This is a genomic window from Arthrobacter sp. K5 (assembly GCF_040448525.1).
Lineage (GTDB): Bacteria > Actinomycetota > Actinomycetes > Actinomycetales > Micrococcaceae > Arthrobacter > Arthrobacter globiformis.
Genome location: NZ_CP159279.1, coordinates 3,368,743 through 3,387,914 on the forward strand (window position 1 = coordinate 3,368,743; position 19,172 = coordinate 3,387,914).

Sequence of the window (19,172 nt, forward strand, 5' to 3'; positions counted from 1 at the left end):
GCGTTCAGCCGTTCGCGGGACGTGAACCCCCCACGGGGACGGGAACCCCCACTTCCCCCTCTGCGGGGGGATCAGAACCCCGGGTTTCCCCAAGGGAATGCCCGGAAACCGGGCAGCCTTAGCCTTGGCGGGCCTTCTTAGCCGCCTTCTTGGCGGACTCTTCCTTGACCCGCTGGGCTTCGGCGCGGACGGCGGCGTGGGTAGCCCGCTCGGCAACCAGCCAGGCAGGGGGAGCCTGCAGCAGCGCGGTGATCTCCGCCGTCGTCAGCGCCTCTTCAACGCCGCCGCGGGCAAGGCCGCTGATGGAGATGTTGAGCTTCTGCGCCACCACCGGGCGGGGGTGCGGGCCGTTGCGGCGCAGTTCGGCCAGCCACTCCGGCGGGTTGGACTGCAGCTCCGCGAACTCTGCGCGGGTGATGGTTGAATCCTGGAACTCCTGGGGCGTCGCAGGCAGGTAGATGCCAAGCTTCTTGGCAACGGTGGCCGGCTTCATGGACTGGGAGTTAGCAGAGGTCATGCATTAAGGGTATCCGCCTGGGCCTGTTTCCCTGACCACGGCCCGTGGCCAACGCGCCCCGCGCTGTGCCGGTGGCAGTACTGTGAAGGTGTGCCCGCTGAAGATGAACCCACCCTGGACCCGGCCTCGCCGGAGTCCCCGCCCCGCGAGCTCCGCTTTGCCTACGTCGCAGGCGTCACGCCGGGCAAGTGGATCCGGCGCTGGGAGGAACGGATGCCACACGTTCCCCTGCGTTCGTTCATGTCCGACGGCGGCACGCAGCTTTCGGTGCTGCGTGACGGTTCGGCGCACCTCAGCTTTGTCCGCCTTCCGGTGGAGCGCGAAGGCCTGAACGTCATCCCGCTGTACGAGGAACAGCCCGTGGTGGTGGCGCCCAAGGGCCATGAAATCACCGTGTTCGAGGACGTGGCGCTTGAGGACCTGGCGGAAGAAACCTTTCTCGACGCCGATGAACTGGGCGGGCCGGAAATGGCCCTGCAGGTGGTGGCAACAGGCGCGGGCCTGCTGATACTTCCCATGTCCGTCGCCCGGCATTTCAACACCAAGGACACTGTGGCCCGCCGCCTCACAGGCGCGCCGGGAACCCAGATCGCGCTCGCCTGGCCCATCGATGCCACGGACGAGGTCATTGAAGAGTTCATCGGCATTGTCCGCGGCCGCACGGCACAGAGCTCACGGCAGCCGTCCGCGCAGCAGGAGAAGCCGAAGAAGGCGCCTAAGCCGGACCGCCGCGGCGGCGCTGGTGCCGGCGGCAAGAAGCCAAAGGTCGCCCAGCGCTACGCACCCAACCCGGACAAGGGGAAGGGCCGCGGTTCGCGGAAGAAGGGCAAGCGGTAACTGGTGTTGCCAAAGTGACGCGCGCAGGTCCACAGTGAAGTAGGTCACGCCGAGGCCGGAACCCTGGCCGCGGTTCCAACAGAAACGGTTCCAACAGAACCGGCGCCGCTGTGGAGGTCACCATGAGCACGACGTCCCATGACGTGTTCGACGCCACCCCCGAAGGTGACGCACCGGAGCTGAAACGGGTCCTCGGACCAAAGCTCCTGCTTCTCTTCATCGTCGGCGACATCCTCGGCGCGGGCGTGTATGCGGTCACCGGGACCATGGCCGGCACGGTGGGCGGCATCGTGTGGCTGCCGTTCCTGCTGGCATTCGTCGTCGCAACCCTCACTGCGTTCTCCTACCTCGAGCTGGTCACGCAGTACCCTCAGGCGGCAGGTGCAGCCCTGTACACGCATAAGGCGTTCGGGATCCACTTCGTCACCTTCCTGGTGGCGTTCGCCGTCGTCTGCTCCGGCATCACCAGCGCGTCGACCTCCGCGAACGTGCTCGCCCAGAATTTCTTCGGTGGCCTGGAAATTAACGGCTGGATGGGACTGCCCGGACAGGGCGTGATCACAGCGGTGGCGATGGGGTTCATGCTGCTGCTGGCGGTGATCAACCTTCGCGGCGTGGGGGAGAGCGTGAAATTCAACGTGGTGCTGACTTTGGTGGAGATGACCGCCCTGTGCATTGTGATCGGCGTCGGCTTCTTTGTCATGACCCAGGGCGCCGGAAATGCGGGGGAGATCTTCGTCTTCAACGACTACCAGGACAAAGGACTCTTCCTGGCGGTCACCGCGGCCACCTCAATCGCCTTCTTCGCGATGGTCGGTTTCGAAGATTCCGTGAACATGGTGGAGGAGACCCAGCACCCGGAGAAGATCTTCCCCCGGACCATGCTGACCGGTCTCGGCATAGCGGTGATCCTCTACATGCTGGTTGCCGTATCCGTGGTCAGCGTTCTCTCACCCACCGAGCTGGAAAACATCCGGGAGGCCGAAGGCGCCGCGCTCCTGGAAGTGGTGCACAAGGGCTCACCTGACTTCCCGATCGACAGGATCTTCCCGTTCCTGGCGGTGTTCGCTGTCGCCAACACTGCGCTGATCAACATGCTGATGGCCAGCCGCCTGATCTACGGGATGGCTCGCCAGCGCGTCCTGCCCCCGGCGCTTGGAAAAGTTCTGCCGGTTCGCCGTACCCCGTGGGCGGGGATAGTGTTCTCCACCGCCCTGGCGCTGGGCCTGATCTGGTACGTCACCAGCGATCCGGAGAGCAACATCGTGGCCAACCTCTCCGGCACCACCGCATTCCTGCTGCTGTGCGTCTTCACGGTGGTGAACGTGGCCTGCCTTATTCTTCGTCGGAAGCGTGACCCCAACCGCGAGGTGTTCTTCACTTCCCCGGGGCAGCTGCCGCTTGTGGCCGCGCTGCTGTGTGCCTTCCTCGCCGGCCCGTGGGTGGGTCGAAACGTCATCCAGTACCAGATCGCCGGCGGACTGATGGCGATCGGCGTCGTGCTGTGGTTCATCACCTGGCTGATCAACCGACGAACCAACCGCACCGCGGGAACCGGCGCGGACGAGGTATAGCCCACCCAACCGATGCCCTTAAAAGAGTCCCCGTCCACCGTTGAGGGGGCCACAGGCTCAGGGCGGAGGCGCCGGCCCTGATCCCTGAGTCGTCCCGGCGCCCCGGCAGTCGCGCAGGTGTGCCAGCAGGGCCTGTTCCGGACTTCCGGGATTCTCGCCGAGGTGCCGGAGCAGCGCCATCCGTACGTTCATGTCCGTTGCCTCGTCAGTGAGGACGTGGCTAATGACGCCCATGATCTGGCGCCGAAGGCCTTCCTCCTGCATGGGACCACCCTCCTTTGCTCCTGGGTGCAGTGTGCCGCCCGGCCGTTGTGATTAGCCGGGAACCCGTCGGCTATGCCGCGAATGCGGTGGCCAAACCTAGGGGGTCCCGCCCTCGCGGTATACCGCGGCAGCCAGTTTGAAGGTGGGGCCGCTCCCGCGGCGTTCCCGACGGCGGCACTCCCACCTATTCAGGTGGGACAGGCCCCCGCAGGCGCCTGTTTCCAAGGTTTTCTGGAGTCGCGCGGAGCACCATGACTGTGTCTCATATGTGGCCCGGCGCCAATGCTGCCGCCGAGGCCATCGCAACCAGCTGGGAGGATGTCATGGCAACAACACGGAGGGACGTGTTGAAACTAAGCCTGTTGGGCGGCGCCGTCGCCGTCACAGCATCAACCGGAGGGCCGGCCATCGCGGGTGTCCCCGGACGCCGGGGCGCGGACGACGATGAAGAAACGGTCATCTCTCCAAGCAAGCTTGCCCCCGCGAACATGCCCGTTCCGTTCACCACCGTCTTCCGGCGGCCGCCGGAACTGCTTCCCTATGCCACGGGCAGGGACCGCGACGGCACGCCGTTTGCGAAGTACGCGCTGAACCAAAAACTGGGCAGGGCCCAGATCGCACGCGGGCTGAGCACCACCCTGGCCGGGTACAACGGCGTTTTTCCCGGCCCCACTATCCGGGTGCAGCAGGGCACCCGGAGCGAGCTGAGGATCAGCAACCGCCTGCCCGCCACCGGCCTCCTCTACCCGAACACGTTCAACACCGTCACCCACCTGCACGGATCGGCGTCGCTGCCCCAGTACGACGGGTACGCCAACGATCGCACTGCGCCGGGCAGGGTGAAGAACTACCACTATCCAAACTGGCAGGCAGCGCGGACGCTCTGGTACCACGACCACAACCACATGCTGACAGCGCAGGGCGTGTACTCGGGGCTCGCCTCCATCTACTCCATCACCAGCGCGCGTGAACGGGCGCAGCTGCCGCAGGGCGAGTTCGACGTGCCCATCCTCGTCTCCGACGTGATGCTGAACGCCGACGGGTCCCTCGGCTACAACGACAACGGCCACGCCGGCCTGTGGGGCGACATCATCATGGTAAACGGCGTGCCGTGGCCCACCATGAAGGTCAAGCCGCGCATCTACCGGTTCCGCTTCCTGGTGGGTTCGATCACCCGCTCCTACCGCTTCGCCCTGTCCAACGGTGACCCCTTCCATGTGGTGGGCACCGACGCCGGGATGACCCCCAAGGTGCAGGCGGTGTCCTCCTGGCGGCAGGGCACGGCCGAACGCTACGAGGTGCTGATCGACTTCCGGAAGTACAAGCCAGGGCAGTCGGTGGAGCTGCGGAACCTGAGCAACAAGAACAACGTGAACTTCGCCAATACCGGCAAGGTCATGAAGTTCCAGGTGGTGGCAGATTCCCCCGCGCAGCCCGGGTCCCGCACCATCGCGGCCATCCCCACCACGCTGGATGCCGGCCCGCACCCCACCAAGGCACTCGGCGGGCTGGACACCATGGCACTGACCCCGGACATGGCCGTGGCCAAGAGGATACTCCGGGTCCAGCGGCAGAGCGGGGAGTGGACCATCAACGGTGAAACCTGGGACACCGTGGAAAAATCCAACTTCACCCGGTGCTTCGCCAACCCGCAGCGCAACCAGGTGGAGCAGTGGACCATCGTCAACGAGTCCGGCGGCTGGTTCCATCCGGTCCATATCCACCTGATCGACGGCAAAATCATCGGGCGCAACACCAACGGCGGCAAGCCGTTCGCCTGGGAAGGCGGGCCGAAGGACGTCTTCTACGCGGGGGAAAACGAATCCGTCACGGTCCTCATGCAGTTTGATACCGGCAAGCACGTCGGCGGCCGGTATATGGTGCACTGCCATAACCTCGTGCACGAGGACCACGACATGATGGTGCAGTTCGCCGTGGGCGACCTGCGGAACAACGACCCCATCAATGCTGACAAGCCTGTGCTGGAAACGCGGCCCGAGGGGTATTACGCCTCGAAATACAAGCTGGCCTACCCGGCGGGGACGTGAGATGAAACGGACGCTGCTGATCGCACCGGCGGTGCTGCTGGCCTTCTCCCTGGCCGGCTGCACCGGCGGTGTCCAGGCCAGCCCGGCGGCCAACCCGGCTCCCACCCCGCCCGCGAGCAGCCCCGCCACCACCGCGGACGCCGCGGACCGGGTCCTCGCGCAGGCCGAAGAAGGCCAGGACCTGGGCAACGGGCGGCCCACCGTCAGCTACGACGGCCTCATGGTCCGGCGCAGGGTAGTGGTTGCCGTGCACACCGCACTGGATGCCGACATCGCCAGTATCCGCAAGCGGCTGGACGCGGCCGCCGCCGCACGGGGCACGGCCCTGTCCGCCATCTCACCTGATGTGCTCGAACCCGCGGTGCTGCAGCAGATGGTCCCCGAGGTCATCGTGGCCCTCCCGCCAACAGCAACTCCCGACGACGGACGCATCATCGTGCGTGCAGTCACCGAGGAGGACACCGGAAAACTGGGGGTGAAGAACTTCTACGTGCTCCCGGTCCTGGTGCATGACCTGCGCTTCAGCATTGCCACTGCCAACCCCGCCGCAGTATCGGCCGCGGTGGACAGGGAAGGCATCGTCTCCGACGCGCTCGGGAACTACAACACCGTGGCACAGGACGGCCAGCTCAGTATCAGCTACACGGGCCCGCTGCTCGGCGACGAAACGGTCGAGAGCGTCCGCGAGGGCATCAGCCGGCAGGCACACATTCCCGCCGCCGAGGTGAACGTCGGCCCACGGTCTGTGTCCGGAACCGGCGTGGACATGGCCGCCGAACCGGCGTGGGACGCGGAGCAGCTCGAAGGCCAGGCAATACATCCGCACACGGAGTGATGCACCAGTCCAAACCAGAAACTGTGCGCAGAAATGATAGGAGAAAACAGTGAGGAGCATGTCCAGCCCCACCATCCGGGACGTTGCCGAACGGGCCGGGGTCTCACTGACGACGGTGTCCTACGTGCTGTCCGGCAGGAGCGGAGGCACCACCAGGGTCAGTCCGTCCACGCAGGAACGTGTCATGGCCGCCGCCGGCGATCTTGGCTACGTGCCCAACCAGGCGGCTCGGGGAATGCGGCGCGGCAGGACAGATCTGGTGGCCATCGCCATTGAAGACCTGGAATGGCCGCCGGACCGGGCGCTGGCCACGGCCGCCGCCGCGATACTTCCGCGGCACGGCTACCAGCCGGTCATCCTGCTCGGCCAGTCATGGCGGCACTTCATGCTGGCCGGCGGTGCCGACGGCGTCATCATGGGCGTCACTCCCACCAGTGAGGAAGAGGACCACGCCATCGCCGAGCTGGCCAGGCGCGGCATCGCGCAGGTGGTCATCTCCGAATCGGTGCATGCAGAACAGGCGGTCGCGCTGCTCATGGAACGGATGGCGGGATACGCGGCCAGCGCCGCAGAAAACTCGGCCTCCTGGAAGCGCCTCAGCGGATATGCCCTGTTCGGCGGCGGCGCGCTCCCGTTGCTGCTGAACGACGTGCTGTCCGCCGCCGGCGCATTTGCCGAACAGATTCCCGTCCTCTAGCAACCGGCTGCTCCGGAACCGCGTGCCGGCAGCCGCGTAACAATCGGACCTTCGCGCCGTCCGCTTTCGGTGCAGGTCGCCGGCGGTGCCGGTCCGTCATGGACCGTAGCCGGCCGCAACATCAGCCGCGTTCGTGGCCGGTTTTTGTCGCCGCGCGTCATCCGGTGTCCCCGGAAGACGCACGCCATTACGCATTGTTGATTTTGATGTCCCCGCGCGTCCCGGAGCCGCAATCCGCGGCCCCGGCCGGCAGATTACGCCCCGTTTCCCCTCGTGACCGCGCCCTTCAGACGGTGGTCCTTCTCTGCTCTCATGGTGGACACCAAACGCCTTGAACGACCTGCTGAAGGGAAGCACACCATGACCTCCGGAACCGGGCCGATACCGAAAATCAGCCTTCAAAACATCACCAAGAGATTCACGGTGCGGCCCAGCAAGGACAACCCGGACGGGGCGGTCCTGACCGCGCTGGACGGCATCTCCCTTGACGTCTCCGCAGGCGAATTCATCACCCTGGTGGGCCCCAGCGGCTCCGGGAAGACCACCCTCCTGGACCTCCTGGCCGGCCTCACCAAGCCGGACAGCGGCAAGGTGCTGGTGGACGGCCGGGAAGTGGCAGGACCGGGCCGGGACCGCGCCGTCGTTTTCCAGCAGTATGCGCTGTTCCCCTGGCGCACGGCTGCTGCCAACGTGTCCTTTGGGCTGGAAGGCGCGGGCAGCGACGGGAAGCGCTACACCCGCAAGGAGCGGGCCGAGAAGGCACGCGAATACCTCGAGCTTGTGGGTCTCGGCGGATTTGAAGACCGTTACCCGCATGAACTGTCCGGCGGCATGAAACAGCGCGTGGCCATCGCCCGCAGCCTGGCCTACGAACCGGACATCCTGCTGATGGACGAACCCTTCGCCGCGCTGGATGCACAAACGCGCGAGCAGCTCCAGACCGAACTGCTCCGCATCTGGGCCACCACGGGCAAGACCATCATTTTCATCACCCACGGCATCGACGAGGCCGTCTACCTCGGCCAGCGCGTGGCCGTGCTCAGCTCCCGGCCGGGGCGGCTGAAGGAAATCGTCGACATCGACCTCGGGGACCGCTCCGGCGATGAGGACGTCCGCTCTAACCCGGCCTTCGTGGAACACCGCCACAAGGTGTGGTCGCTGCTGCATGACGAGGTACGCCGTGCCCAGGCCGCCGGGCACGCAAAGATCCAGCCCGACGGAACAGCGCCGGACGAAACCAGGACGATCACCACCGGAAAGGCAGCCTGATGAGCACGCCAACACTGACCAAGGAAACGGAAACGCGGCCCGGTCCCGCGGCGGCTGCCGGGGACGCAGCGAAGGAGTGGAATCCGGCGCTGCGCCCGGGGTCCGGCAAGACACCTGCGGCCAGGCTGCGCCTGTATGCCCGGCAGGGAGGCAACGCCGTGTGGGGTGCCGGGGCCATCATCCTGTTCCTGCTGCTCTGGGAACTGGGACCCACCTACCTCGCCCCGGCCTCGACGCGGGTGTTCCTTCCGCCCCTGCACGTGGTGCTCGAGGCACTGGGCACGCTCATCGCAAACGGCCAGCTGCAGAACCACCTCGCCGCCAGCCTGAGCCGCTCTGCGAGCGGATTCGGCATCGCCGTTGTCTCCGCTGTGGCCCTCGGCCTGCTCGTGGCCTGGTACGGGGCCCTTGACCGCTTCCTCAACCCGCTGCTGGAAGTCTTCAGGAACACGGCCGCACTTGCGCTGCTCCCGGTGTTCACGCTGCTGCTGGGCATCGGGGAGACGTCCAAGATCAGCATTGTGGCCTACGCGGCGTTCTTCCCGGTGCTGCTGAACACCATTGCCGGCGTCCGGACCGTTGACCCGCTGCTGATACGGGCCGCCCGCTCACTGGGGCTGTCCAATTTCCAGCTGTTCCAGAAGGTGATTCTTCCCTCCGCCGTGCCCACCATCTTCACAGGCATCCGGATGGCCGGCACATCCTCCATCCTCGTCCTGATCGCCGCCGAGATGGTCGGTGCCAAGGCCGGCTTGGGCTACTTGATCGTCAATTCCCAGATGAGCTTCCTCATCCCGGACATGTACGCGGGCATCCTGACCGCGTCCCTGCTCGGCCTGCTGGTCAACTACCTGCTGGTCGGCGTCGAACGCCACTTCTCCCGCTGGCGGACCGCCGTCGGATCCCGCACCGCCTAGCCCGCCCTCCCGATACCCACAAGGAACCAGATCATGCCTGAACGTACCCCCGCCAACGCCGGCGCACGCCAACTCCACCTGAACGCCTTCCTTATGAGCACCGGACACCACGAGGCCTCCTGGCGTCTTCCCGAAAGCGACAGCTTCGCCGGAACACAGGTGGCACACTTCCAGCAGCTCGCCCGCACCGCCGAACGCGGCGCCTTCGACTCGATCTTCTTCGCCGACTCGCCCGTACTGCACGGCGACGTGCGCCAGCGCCCCTACGGGACCCTCGAACCGACGGTCCTGCTCAGCGCCATCGCCGCCGTGACCAAGCGGATCGGGCTGATCGCCACGGCCTCCACCACCTACAACGACCCCTACAACCTGGCCCGCAGGTTCGCCTCGCTCGACCACATCAGCGGCGGCCGGGCCGGCTGGAACGTGGTGACGACCGCGGGCGAGGCCGCCGCGCGGAACTTCTCCCTGGAGGACCAGCCTGCGCACTGGCGCCGCTATGAGCGCGCCGCCGAGTTCCTCGACGCCGCCAGGAAGCTCTGGGACAGCTGGGACGACGACGCCGCGGTGGGGGATAAGGCCGCCGGGGTCTGGGCCGACAGCTCGCGCGTCCACCCCATCAACCACACCGGCCGCTACTTCCGAATCCAGGGTCCCCTGGACGTGCCGCGCTCACCCCAGGGGCACCCTGTCATCGTGCAGGCCGGCTCGTCCGAAGACGGCAAGGACTTCGCCGCCCGCTACGCCGAGGCCGTGTTCACCGCGCAGCAGACTCTGGCCGAGGCGCAGCGCTTCTATGCGGACCTGAAGCGGAAGACGGCCGCCGTCGGCCGCAACCCGGAACATATCAAGATCCTGCCGGGCATCGTCCCGGTCATCGGTTCCACCGAGCACGAGGCACGGCGGCTGGAGAAGCAGCTCGACGAGCTCATCCACCCCGAGCACGCGCGAAAGCAGCTGGCCGGCGTGCTGCGGGTCTCGCCGGAATCCCTTCCGCTCGATGCGCAGCTGCCCGAAGACCTCCCCTCGGAGGATGCGATCGAGGGAGCCAAGAGCCGGTACACGCTCATCGTGGAGCTCGCCCGGCGCGAACGGCTCACCGTCCGCCAGCTCATCGGCAGGCTGGGCGGCGGCCGCGGGCACCGCACTTTCTCCGGAACGCCCGAGCAGGTGGCGGACGCCATTCAGGAGTGGTTTGAGAAGGGCGCAGCCGACGGCTTCAACATCATGCCGCCCGTGCTGCCCTCGGGCCTGGACACCTTCGTGGACCACGTCATTCCGATCCTCCGGTCCCGCGGACTGTTCCGCCAGCAGTACTCGGGGCGCACCCTGCGTGAGCACTACGGACTGCCGCGGCCCGAGAACGGAATTGCCCCGGCCGACTCCGCCGAGGCGGCTGAAACGGAGCGGGCCGTGCCCGCTGCTGTCTAGGCTTCCCGCTGCTCCGGCAGGGGCTTCCGGGCCAGCCAGGCAGCGACGATGGCACCGGAGATGTTGTGCCAAAGCGAGAAGACGGCGGAGGGCAGGGCCGCCAGCGGGGTGAAGTGGGCGGTGGCCAGCGTTGCCGCCAGGCCGGAGTTCTGCATGCCGACCTCGAACGCGAGTGCCCTGCGCGCCTTGGCGTCCAGGCGGCCGAGCTTGCCGGCCAGGTAGCCGAGCCCCAGGCCGAAGCCGTTGTGCAGCACCACGGCCAGGAACACAATGCCGCCGGCAGCAAGGATCTTGCTGGCGCTTCCCGCTACCACAACCGCCACGATCAGGGAAATAACGACGGCGGATGCCCAGGGGAGCGCCGGCAGCGCCTTCGCGACGAGCTTCTTGAGGAATAGCCGGGCCAGCAAGCCCGCGATGACCGGCAGCAGCACGGTCTTGACGATGTCCAGCACCATGCCGCCGGCGTCGATGGTCAGGAAGGAACCGGCCAGGAACAGCACCAGGACGGGCGTGACCACCGGGGCGATGAGAGTTGATACGCTGGCGACCGCCACGGACAGGGCCACATCGCCCTTGGCCAGGAACGCCATCACGTTGGAGGCGGTGCCGGACGGCGCGCAGCCCACGAGGATCAGGCCCACGGCGAGTGCGGGTTCCAGATGGAGGAGGGTGGCGATTGCCCAGCCGGCCCCGGGCATGATCACGTAATGGGCCACGATGCCCAGCACCACGGCCCACGGCCTGCGCGCGACCGCGGCGAAGTCGGGCGGCGTCAGTGTCAGGCCCATGCAGAACATGATGATTCCCAGCAGGTAAGGGACCGCCGGGCCAAGGGGTTTGAAGGCGCCGGGAAGCAGGAACCCGGCAACGCCGGCTGCGAGCACCAGGAGGGGGAAGACGGTCACCGCGACGCGGGCGATCCTGGCCTCCGCGGCGAGGGCCGGATTCAGGGGTGCGGCGCCGGCCTCCGTGGCCGAGGAAGCGGGTACGGGGTCTTTTGTTGCCTCAAGCATTCAATAATGCTGGCACCGGAGGGGCACTACGGCCCAGTTCGTGAACTGATGTCTGACAAATGTGTCGTCCCCGGGAAATTCTCCGCGGCACACCGGGACCCCGGGCGCTCCCGGTGCGATACTGGATTGCACCGGATCGGGATTCAAGGGGACAGAATGATCCTAGACACGGCAACACTGCGGGTTGCTTTCGCGGCGATGGCCTTGGTTCTGGCGCTGCTGTTCTATTTTTCGACCTTCCGCAGCACCCGCTCGCCCTACAGCGCCTGGTGGTGCGCCGCCCTGCTCCTGTTCCTCTCCGGTTCCGCGTCATTCCTCCTCAACGGCACGCCGCAGCAGGTCTGGGCCAATCCGCTGGGTAATTTCCTGCTGGTGTCCGGCGCGGCAGGGGTCTGGGCCGGGGCGCGTTCCCTCCGGAACCTGAAGCACAATCTGTGGCTGTCCACCGCGCTGCCGGTCATCGCCGGCGCCGCGGCCGGCATCGACAGCCCGGGATCCAATACCTGGGCAGGCGGTGCAGTCTTCCTGGCATCCATGGCCACACTGATCGGCCTGGCCTCGCACGAGCTGTGGCGGCTTGAACCCGGGTACTCCCGGGTGAGGATTCCCATGGCCATCGCAGCGGGCGGGGTGGCCGTCTTCTACTTTTGCCGTCTGGTGGTGTTCCTTATCGAAGGGCCAAGCGGTCCTGTTTTTTCCACCTACTTCGGGTCCGCGGTGACCACCATGGTCACCATGGTGCTGCTGGTGGTGGTTTCCTTCAGCATGGCGGGGCTGAGCACCGAGCAGCAGACGCGGGCGCTCCGAACGGTCGCCACGCAGGACGGGCTGACCGGCCTGCTTAACCGAGGCGCTTTCCTGGAAGCGGCCGCCCAGGAACTGGAACGCAGCAAGGCAGCCAACAGCGGCGGCTCGCTGATCCTCGCGGACCTGGACCACTTCAAGTCGGTCAACGACACCTTCGGCCACGCGGCGGGCGACCTTGCGCTGCAGGCGTTTGCCAACGCGTGCAGCGCGTCGGCCCGGTCCACGGACGTCGCCGGGCGCTACGGCGGCGAGGAGTTTATCCTCCTGCTTCCGGGTGCAGGCCCCAAGAGCGCGGAAATCATCGCGGGCGAAATCAGCAGGAGGCTGGCAGAGCAGCACATACCGGAACTGCTGCGGATGCCGACCGTCAGCTACGGCATTTCCACCTACAATGCGACAACCGCGGACCTCGACGAGGTGATCGCGGCCGCCGACGTCGCCCTCTATGAAGCCAAATCACAGGGGCGGAACCGCACGGTCAGGGGCTGAGGCGGAGCTGTTGCCTTTTTAAGACCCTGCTGCCTCTTAAAGCAGGCACCGGATCCGGAATGCATGGGGGACAATCCGGACCCGGCGATCCTGACTCGCAGCTGGAGACTGCGGTCTTTCATCAGGCATAGCCAGTGTGTTCCACGATCCTTGTAGAAAGGTGGGAGCACCTTGGGGTGGCCGTGTTCCGCCGCCCCCAAGGCAGCGGAACACGGCGGTTTTTCAGCTTTTGCTAGGCCGCGCGAACGAACGTGACGGGGCCGGTGGCAGTGAGCCAGGACAGCGGGTGGGCCATGGTGGCGTTGATGCCGTTCATGCCGCCGCTGATGACCTTGCCGGCGCCGGCGTAGATGGCCACGTGGCCGGACTGGACCACCATGTCGCCGGGCTGCGGGGTGGAGACCACCTTGCCGTGGCTCAGGAACTGCATCGGGGCGAGGTCACCCACGCGGATGCCGGCGGCACCGAGGGCCTTCTCCACCATGGCGGTGCAGTCCTGTGTGATGCCGATCTGGGCGTAGGCCGAAGCCAGCATGGTTGCGTTGACGCCTGCCGCAGCCTGGACGGGGGCCTTCGGCGCGGGAGCCGCGGCCTTGACGGTGACCTTCGGTGCGGCGGCCGGCGCAGCTGCAGCCTTGGCGGGCGCGGCAACCGGGGCGGCGGCGGGTGCCGCGGCCTTCTTCGCTACCGGCTTTTCGACGACGGGTGCTGCCACCACGGGAGCCGGGGCCGACTTGACCGCGGTGCGTTCAAACTCGATCTTGACGCTGGAAGCAGCGTTCAGGGGAGCCTGCACCTGGCTGGCGGCCTCGGGGGCGGCGGCCGGAGCCTGCGCCGGCTGGGCCGGGGCGGCGCCGCCGGCGTTGGCCGCAACGGTTCCCGTGAACGCCAGGCCGGAGGCCGCGAGGATCACGGCTGCCTGGCGGCCGAGACCGGAATTTGCGGAGGCAATGCGGGTGAACGGATTGGAGTGGGCGGCCGCAGCACGGCGGCCAGAAATAAAGCGGAACGACATGAAGAAGCCTCTCCCGATGCCTGCGAGGTGAGCTGTCGGATTCGGATGGGAGGCACCCGGCCGCGGTCCTGAACGTGGTCAGGAACTGTGCGGCTTCACCCCAAGGCCCGCTTCAAGCAGGCCGAAAAGTGGTTTCCCCGTCTCTGCCGGACATGGGTCTTCGGTTGGTTCCTCGGGCTGCGGCAGAGTTAGGCAATCAGCGCGGGAGTGCCTCATCGGTGAAAAAGGCACGTTTTTCACGGTACGGGAGGCTTCGCCAAATGTCACATTAGGGTAACGGGGGTGTGTCGCTTATTCCGCCGCGGCCCGCGTCAGGTAAGGGATCGAGGTCCGATTTGTGTGGTGAACCTCACTCTGCGGCGCGGAGCTTGCCGGCGAGCCGCTCCCGCATCTGGAGGCTGGCCGAGTTGAGGCCGATCAGTTCCACCTCGCGGCCGTGCCTGCGGTATTTCTCCGTGACGGCGTCCAGCACGGCGATGGTGGAGGCATCCCACAGGTGCGAGGCGTGCAGGTCGATCACCACGCCCCCGATGTCCGGCTCGGCGTCGCGGGCGTAGTTGAACTGGGTGTAGAGGTCGTTGGAGGAGGCGAAGAACAGTTCGCCGTCCACGGTGTAGGTGGCCACCGTCCGGCCGTTGAGCTCCACTTCCGTCCGCTCCACGGTGGCGAAATGGGCCACCCGGCGGGCGAACATCGCCATCGCTGCCAGCACCCCCACCCCGACGCCGATCGCCAGGTTGTGCGTGACCACCACCGTGCCGACAGTGATCAGCATGACCGCGGTTTCTGATTTGGGCATCCGCCTAAGCGTTGCCGGTGCAACAGAGTGCCAGTCGAACGTGATGGCCGAGACGAAGATCATCACCGCCACCAGCGCCGCCATGGGGATGAGGCCCACGATGTCACCCAGGGTCACCACCAGTACCAGCAGGAAGACGCCCGCGAGGAACGTGGACACCCGGCTCCGGGCGCCGGAGCCTTTGACGTTGATCATCGTCTGCCCGATCACGGCGCAGCCGCCCATGCCGCCCAGGAAGCCTGTGACGATGTTGGCTACGCCCTGTCCCCAGGATTCGCGGGTCTTGTTGGAGCGGGTATCGGTGATGTCGTCCACCAGTTTGGCTGTCATCAGGGATTCCAGGAGCCCCACGAGCGCCATGGACAGCGAGAACGGTGCGATGGTCTGGAAGGTTTCCCACGTCAGGGGCACATTCGGGATGAAGAGTGTGGGCAGGCTTTCCGGCAGCTGGCCCTTGTCCTGGACGGTGGGGACGTCGATCCCGGCCATCACGGCGAGGGCCGTCAGGAGGACGATAGCCACCAGCGGTGACGGCACCGCCGTCGTAATGCGGCGGAGGCCGACCACGATCAGCAGGCCGGCGGCCACCAGCGGGTAGACGGGCCACGGAACGCCGAGCAGTTCCGGCAGCTGGGCCATGAACACGAGGATGGCCAGCGCGTTCACGAAGCCCACCATCACCGAGCGCGGGATGAAGCGCATGAGCCGGGTGACGCCCAGGACGGCGAGCAGGATCTGGAAGACCCCGGCAAGGATTACCGCGGCGATCAGGTGGTCCAGTCCGTGGCTGCGCATCAGCGGCGCGATCACCAGGGCGACGGCGCCTGTTGCGGCCGAGATCATGGCGGGCCGGCCGCCCACGAAAGAAATGGTGACCGCCATGGTGAAGGAGGCGAACAGTCCGATCCGGGGGTCCACGCCGGCGATCACAGAGAACGCGATGGCTTCAGGAATGAGGGCGAGGGCCACCACCAGTCCGGCGAGGGCCTCGGTCTTGAGGCGCCGCGGGGAACGGAGCGTGGCCCGGACGGACTGGAGCTGTTCGGGCTTCATGAAACTCTATTTCTTGGTCTGGCGGTAGCGCTCGATCTGCTTCAGCCGCCGCAGGAGGCTGTCGCGCCGCGGGTGGGGAACGGCGTCGGGCGCCTCAGCGGTGAGGTCGATGTGTTTGGTGCCGTACTGCCACAGCAGGAGGTCATCCAGCAGGCGGTCCGGTCCGGGGGAGTAGCGGTGGTCCAGGGCCCGGCGGACCTCGGTGATCCGGTTGGCGCTGAGCAGTCCGGCCAGCTGGACGGTCTGTTTGAGTCCGTGGGCCGCCAGGAGTTCGGCCGCCCATCCCCAGTCGTCATCTACTTTACGGTCCACGTGCGGGAGCAGGGTGCGCCAGACGTCGCGGATGCGGTTGGGGGTGAGCTGTGCCGCGCCCTCACCGTCCAGGTCCCAGTAGCTTCGGACCTCCTCGTAGCGTTCATGCAGGTCGGCGAAGGCGGTCTCCACGGTCTCCAGCATGGCGGCGGTGGCCGTGAACTGCCGGTCGAAGTGCGGCGTCCAGGCCCGCGGGTCCTCGGCCTTGAACCGGATGTCGTGCTCGATCTCGCTCCAGGCATGCGCGAAGACGGTTCGTATTTGGCATTCGAAGAAGTAGCTGCCGTTGGGCTGGACCTCCGGGTTGAACACCTGCTGGTAGTTCTTCACTACGTCGTTCTGGATGGTGCGCAGGATCAGGTGCCGGCTGGAGTAACCGTACGTTCCGGACTCGATCGAGCCGATGTCCTTTTCACGGTCCCCGCGGCAGTCGAACAGGTGCCTCTGGCGCTTGATCAGGTTGGCCACCAGGGCGTTCTCCGCCGGGAGCTTGGTAATTACACGGACGCCGACCATGTCGTTGAGGGTCCGGAACGGGTCCGGGAACTTCAGGAGCCGCGGGCCGCCGGGTTCCAGCGGCTCCTCGGTCCGGGCGATCTTCTCCCGGAAGGAATCCACGGACTTGGTCCGGCCGGTGACGAACAGCGGCGTGACCTCGGTGTCCTTGAGCATGGTCCGCAGTATCTGCAGGACTTCCCTGGTGACAAGCTTCAGGGCAGGCCGGACGCGCTCATAGAGTTCCACGCTTTCCTGCACGGAGTCGCGCTGAGTGACGTCCAGGCGATCCCAGTTGCTTGCCATGGTTCCAAACTATCAATACGGTGCGACAGCGGTGCCGGTGACACCCCCGCCACTGCAGCCCCTTCCGCCCCATGGAAGCGGCCTCCCTGTAGGCTCGGCATATGGCTGTTGTGCGCCGTCGTGCCCTGCAATCCCGGATCCCGGGCGTGCGGGAGGCGGCAAGGAGGGGCCCGGCGCCCCGTTTGAAGGATCCTAGGAGGATGCAGTGAAGCGGCAGAAGTACCACTATGGTGACCACCCCAGCCAGTGGGGCGAGCTCTTCCTGCCGGAGGCACCTGCCGCACGCAACGGCAAGCCGCCATCCCCGCGCGGCATCGTTGTGGTGATCCACGGCGGCTACTGGCGCTCGCAATACGGCGCGGAGCTGGGCGAGCCGCTGGCGAAGGACCTCGCAGCGCACGGCATCGTGGCCTGGAACCTGGAGTACCGGCGGGCGGGCAACGGCGGCGGCTGGCCGCGGACGTTCGAGGACGTCCTCGCCGGGATCGACAAACTCCGCGAGGTGGCCGGCGAGCACGGCCTCGACCTGAACCGGGTGGTGGCGCTGGGGCACTCGGCCGGCGGGCACCTGGCCGTCTGGGCGGCAGGGCGGGACCGGCTTGCCGAACTCGGTGCGGCCGACGCCGACCGGCAGGTCGCCCGGAACCTCAACGGTGAGGCCGTCCACCTGACCGGAGTGGTCAGCCAGTCCGGGTTGCTGAACCTCGCGCAGGCCGAGTGGGCCGACCTCAGCAACGGCGCCGTCAGCAACCTCCTGGGCGGCTCCGCCGAACGGTACCCCAAGCGCCATAAGTACGCCGACCCGATGAGTGCCGTGCCGCTGAGCATCCCGGTCTACGCCGTCCACGGGCTCGACGATGACACCGTGCCGGTGAGCCAGTCCGAGGCCTACGCCACTGCGGCCCGCGCGGCCGGCGCCCCGGTCCAGGTGGTCAAGGTCCCCGGCGACCACTTCTCGCTGATCGACCCGAAGGCACCGTCCTACCGGAAGTGCCGCGACCTGGTGCAGGAGCTGCTGCAGCTCTAGCGCGGGAACTCCTCCGACGTCCGTTCGTTGCATTGATATGGGCTGAGCCGGCATATGCGCGCCGACAGTAAGTATGCTTGTCATCAACCACGAATGCCGCAGACGCCACAACGGAGGGACATTGCCTTGTCAGGAACAGCGCGCCACCCGCCAGCTTCGGCCGCCCCATGCCCTGCCGATGAGTAAGGCCGGGCCGGCGGGTAGAGCGCGAAAGTGGACGCCGGTTGCTACCGGCGCCGGCTTGGAGGAATCTAGTAGGTGGGGATTGAGGTACTTTTGTATATTACGGTCCCGGGTTTCACTAGGAGATACACATGGGTGAACCCATCATGCGGTGGTCGGCGTGATCCGGCTTCGAAAGCTGGCGCGCGCCGCGTCCGTGCTGACAACTCCCCTGGCCCCGGAGGATATTCTCGCGCTCTTTGACCCGGTGTTTTCCGCCCGGCAGCTGCGCGGCGTGGTCACCAAAGTCGTTCCTGAAACGGCTGATTCGGCCACCATCCACTTCCGGCCCGGCCGCGGCTGGAAGGCCCACAAGGCCGGCCAGTGGGCCCGGATTGGCGTGGAGCTCGACGGCGTCCGGCACTGGCGCTCCTACTCGCTGAGCGCCCCGGCAGGCGAGGATCCGGCCATTACCGTGAGTGACATGGGTGCCGTGTCCGGCGTCCTGGTCCGCAACACCCGGCCCGGGGACGTCCTGTTCCTGGCGCCCCCGCAGGGCGACTTCGTCCTCCCCGAACATCCGCGGCCGCTCCTGATGCTCACCGCCGGCAGCGGCATCACCCCCGTGATGTCCATGGTCCGCACGCTCGTGCCGCACCGCCCCGACGCCGATGTGGTGCTGATCCACTCCGCCCGGCGGCCGGAGGACAGCATTTTCCGCGAAGAACTTTCCGAGCTCGCCGACCAGTTTCCCAACTTCCGGGTCACGCACTGGTATACGGGGGAGCGCGGCCGGATGGACTTCGGCACGGCCGCCGGACTGGATGCGCTGTGCCCGGACTGGCGCCGCCGTGCTGCGTACGCCTGCGGCCCGGAGGGGTTCCTCGACGACGCCGAAGCACTGTGGGCCGCCGAAGCGGCCGCCTATCCCAAGGACCCCAAATCGACCCGTGCGGACGGGGCCACCGGCCCGTTCGCGGCCGACCCCGTCAACCTCATCATCGAACGCTTCAACACCAGCCTGCTGGGCGGTGTTGGGCACGACGGCGGCCTGGTCACCTTTGAGGCCTCCGACCGGGAGGTGGAGGCCGACGGCGACACCCCCCTTCTCGACGTCGGCGAAGACGCCGGCGTCCTCATGCCCAGCGGCTGCCGCATGGGCATCTGCCACAGCTGCCTGCTGCCCCTGCGTGCAGGGCAGGTCCGGGACCTGCGCACCGGTGAAGTCCACGGTGAACCGGGCCAACTAATCCAGACGTGCGTTTCGGCAGCTGCCGGGCCCGTTAACCTCGACATCTGAGG

Annotated in this window: 17 protein-coding genes and 1 riboswitch; of the genes, 11 read left to right on the top strand and 6 right to left on the bottom strand. The window is 66.9% G+C overall.

Features of this window, described 5'->3' with window-relative positions; all coding sequences use genetic code 11:
• Positions 1-118: 118 nt before the first annotated feature.
• The gene (locus tag ABRP34_RS15305) at positions 119-517 is read right to left on the bottom strand and encodes a DUF5997 family protein (RefSeq protein WP_003802859.1); all 399 of its coding nucleotides are present in this window, start codon (positions 515-517) and stop codon (positions 119-121) included.
• A 90-nt stretch (positions 518-607) separates the two neighbouring features.
• Here ABRP34_RS15305 and ABRP34_RS15310 point away from each other — a divergent pair, with 90 nt between their 5' ends.
• Together ABRP34_RS15310 and ABRP34_RS15315 are read left to right on the top strand one after the other, a co-directional pair.
• Positions 608-1,354 (top strand): LysR family transcriptional regulator substrate-binding protein, encoded by a 747-nt coding sequence (locus ABRP34_RS15310; RefSeq protein ID WP_353710845.1) that lies wholly within the window; start codon positions 608-610, stop codon positions 1,352-1,354.
• A gap of 122 nt (positions 1,355-1,476) precedes the next feature.
• The gene (locus ABRP34_RS15315) at positions 1,477-2,928 is read left to right on the top strand and encodes an APC family permease (protein WP_353710846.1); all 1,452 of its coding nucleotides are present in this window, start codon (positions 1,477-1,479) and stop codon (positions 2,926-2,928) included.
• 57 nt (positions 2,929-2,985) lie between these two features.
• On the opposite strand, the gene ABRP34_RS15320 is transcribed toward ABRP34_RS15315, so the two are convergent.
• Entirely contained in the window at positions 2,986-3,192 is a 207-nt protein-coding gene (locus ABRP34_RS15320; protein ID WP_353710847.1) for a hypothetical protein, read from the bottom strand.
• Positions 3,193-3,443: 251 nt separating this feature from the next.
• Between ABRP34_RS15320 and ABRP34_RS15325 the strand changes: the two genes are divergently transcribed.
• From ABRP34_RS15325 to ABRP34_RS15350, 6 genes are all read left to right on the top strand, one after another.
• Positions 3,444-5,240 carry a multicopper oxidase domain-containing protein gene (locus ABRP34_RS15325; protein ID WP_353710848.1) on the top strand — a complete coding sequence of 599 codons (1,797 nt, stop codon included), beginning with the start codon at positions 3,444-3,446 and terminating at the stop codon, positions 5,238-5,240.
• A gap of 1 nt (position 5,241) precedes the next feature.
• A complete protein-coding gene (locus tag ABRP34_RS15330) occupies positions 5,242-6,075 on the top strand; it encodes a hypothetical protein (protein ID WP_353710849.1) in 834 nt (277 codons plus the stop codon).
• 58 nt (positions 6,076-6,133) lie between these two features.
• The gene (locus ABRP34_RS15335; RefSeq protein ID WP_050934353.1) at positions 6,134-6,772 is read left to right on the top strand and encodes a LacI family DNA-binding transcriptional regulator; all 639 of its coding nucleotides are present in this window, start codon (positions 6,134-6,136) and stop codon (positions 6,770-6,772) included.
• 360 nt (positions 6,773-7,132) lie between these two features.
• Positions 7,133-8,041, top strand: a complete 909-nt coding sequence (locus tag ABRP34_RS15340; protein ID WP_353710850.1) for an ABC transporter ATP-binding protein — start codon at positions 7,133-7,135, stop codon at positions 8,039-8,041.
• Positions 8,041-8,958 carry an ABC transporter permease gene (locus ABRP34_RS15345; RefSeq protein WP_353710851.1) on the top strand — a complete coding sequence of 306 codons (918 nt, stop codon included), beginning with the start codon at positions 8,041-8,043 and terminating at the stop codon, positions 8,956-8,958. The genes ABRP34_RS15340 and ABRP34_RS15345 overlap by 1 nt, the downstream gene beginning before the upstream one ends.
• 33 nt (positions 8,959-8,991) lie before the next feature.
• Entirely contained in the window at positions 8,992-10,389 is a 1,398-nt protein-coding gene (locus ABRP34_RS15350) for an LLM class flavin-dependent oxidoreductase (RefSeq protein ID WP_353710852.1), read from the top strand.
• Here the strand turns inward: ABRP34_RS15350 and ABRP34_RS15355 are convergent.
• Positions 10,386-11,405 (bottom strand): bile acid:sodium symporter family protein, encoded by a 1,020-nt coding sequence (locus ABRP34_RS15355; protein ID WP_353710853.1) that lies wholly within the window; start codon positions 11,403-11,405, stop codon positions 10,386-10,388. The genes ABRP34_RS15350 and ABRP34_RS15355 overlap by 4 nt on opposite strands.
• Positions 11,406-11,561: 156 nt before the next feature.
• Here ABRP34_RS15355 and ABRP34_RS15360 point away from each other — a divergent pair, with 156 nt between their 5' ends.
• Positions 11,562-12,701: a GGDEF domain-containing protein gene (locus ABRP34_RS15360; RefSeq protein WP_353710854.1), complete on the top strand. Its 1,140-nt coding sequence runs from the start codon at positions 11,562-11,564 to the stop codon at positions 12,699-12,701.
• A 232-nt stretch (positions 12,702-12,933) separates the two neighbouring features.
• Here ABRP34_RS15360 and ABRP34_RS15365 read toward each other — a convergent pair whose 3' ends face one another.
• From ABRP34_RS15365 to ABRP34_RS15375, 3 genes are all read right to left on the bottom strand, one after another.
• Positions 12,934-13,716, bottom strand: coding sequence for an NlpC/P60 family protein (locus tag ABRP34_RS15365; protein WP_353710855.1), 783 nt, complete (start codon positions 13,714-13,716; stop codon positions 12,934-12,936).
• Positions 13,717-13,719: 3 nt separating this feature from the next.
• Positions 13,720-13,921, bottom strand: a riboswitch (cyclic di-AMP (ydaO/yuaA leader).
• 144 nt (positions 13,922-14,065) lie between these two features.
• Positions 14,066-15,568, bottom strand: coding sequence for a SulP family inorganic anion transporter (locus ABRP34_RS15370; RefSeq protein WP_353710856.1), 1,503 nt, complete (start codon positions 15,566-15,568; stop codon positions 14,066-14,068).
• Positions 15,569-15,574: 6 nt separating this feature from the next.
• Positions 15,575-16,681, bottom strand: a complete 1,107-nt coding sequence (locus ABRP34_RS15375) for a RelA/SpoT domain-containing protein (protein WP_353710857.1) — start codon at positions 16,679-16,681, stop codon at positions 15,575-15,577.
• Positions 16,682-16,886: 205 nt separating this feature from the next.
• On the opposite strand from ABRP34_RS15375, the gene ABRP34_RS15380 reads away from it, so the two are divergent.
• Entirely contained in the window at positions 16,887-17,708 is an 822-nt protein-coding gene (locus ABRP34_RS15380) for an alpha/beta hydrolase (RefSeq protein WP_003802890.1), read from the top strand.
• Positions 17,709-18,051: 343 nt separating this feature from the next.
• Positions 18,052-19,170 (top strand): ferredoxin reductase, encoded by a 1,119-nt coding sequence (locus tag ABRP34_RS15385; RefSeq protein ID WP_353710858.1) that lies wholly within the window; start codon positions 18,052-18,054, stop codon positions 19,168-19,170.
• The last annotated feature ends 2 nt before the right edge of the window (positions 19,171-19,172 follow it).

Coding starts and splice junctions, on each gene's coding strand:
- ABRP34_RS15305 (WP_003802859.1), bottom strand. CDS start 517: ATGACCTCTGCTAACTCCCAGTCCATGAAGCCGGCCACCGTTGCCAAG.
- ABRP34_RS15315 (WP_353710846.1), top strand. CDS start 1,477: ATGAGCACGACGTCCCATGACGTGTTCGACGCCACCCCCGAAGGTGAC.
- ABRP34_RS15320 (WP_353710847.1), bottom strand. CDS start 3,192: ATGCAGGAGGAAGGCCTTCGGCGCCAGATCATGGGCGTCATTAGCCAC.
- ABRP34_RS15325 (WP_353710848.1), top strand. CDS start 3,444: ATGACTGTGTCTCATATGTGGCCCGGCGCCAATGCTGCCGCCGAGGCC.
- ABRP34_RS15330 (WP_353710849.1), top strand. CDS start 5,242: ATGAAACGGACGCTGCTGATCGCACCGGCGGTGCTGCTGGCCTTCTCC.
- ABRP34_RS15335 (WP_050934353.1), top strand. CDS start 6,134: ATGTCCAGCCCCACCATCCGGGACGTTGCCGAACGGGCCGGGGTCTCA.
- ABRP34_RS15340 (WP_353710850.1), top strand. CDS start 7,133: ATGACCTCCGGAACCGGGCCGATACCGAAAATCAGCCTTCAAAACATC.
- ABRP34_RS15345 (WP_353710851.1), top strand. CDS start 8,041: ATGAGCACGCCAACACTGACCAAGGAAACGGAAACGCGGCCCGGTCCC.
- ABRP34_RS15350 (WP_353710852.1), top strand. CDS start 8,992: ATGCCTGAACGTACCCCCGCCAACGCCGGCGCACGCCAACTCCACCTG.
- ABRP34_RS15355 (WP_353710853.1), bottom strand. CDS start 11,405: ATGCTTGAGGCAACAAAAGACCCCGTACCCGCTTCCTCGGCCACGGAG.
- ABRP34_RS15360 (WP_353710854.1), top strand. CDS start 11,562: ATGATCCTAGACACGGCAACACTGCGGGTTGCTTTCGCGGCGATGGCC.
- ABRP34_RS15365 (WP_353710855.1), bottom strand. CDS start 13,716: ATGTCGTTCCGCTTTATTTCTGGCCGCCGTGCTGCGGCCGCCCACTCC.
- ABRP34_RS15370 (WP_353710856.1), bottom strand. CDS start 15,568: ATGAAGCCCGAACAGCTCCAGTCCGTCCGGGCCACGCTCCGTTCCCCG.
- ABRP34_RS15375 (WP_353710857.1), bottom strand. CDS start 16,681: ATGGCAAGCAACTGGGATCGCCTGGACGTCACTCAGCGCGACTCCGTG.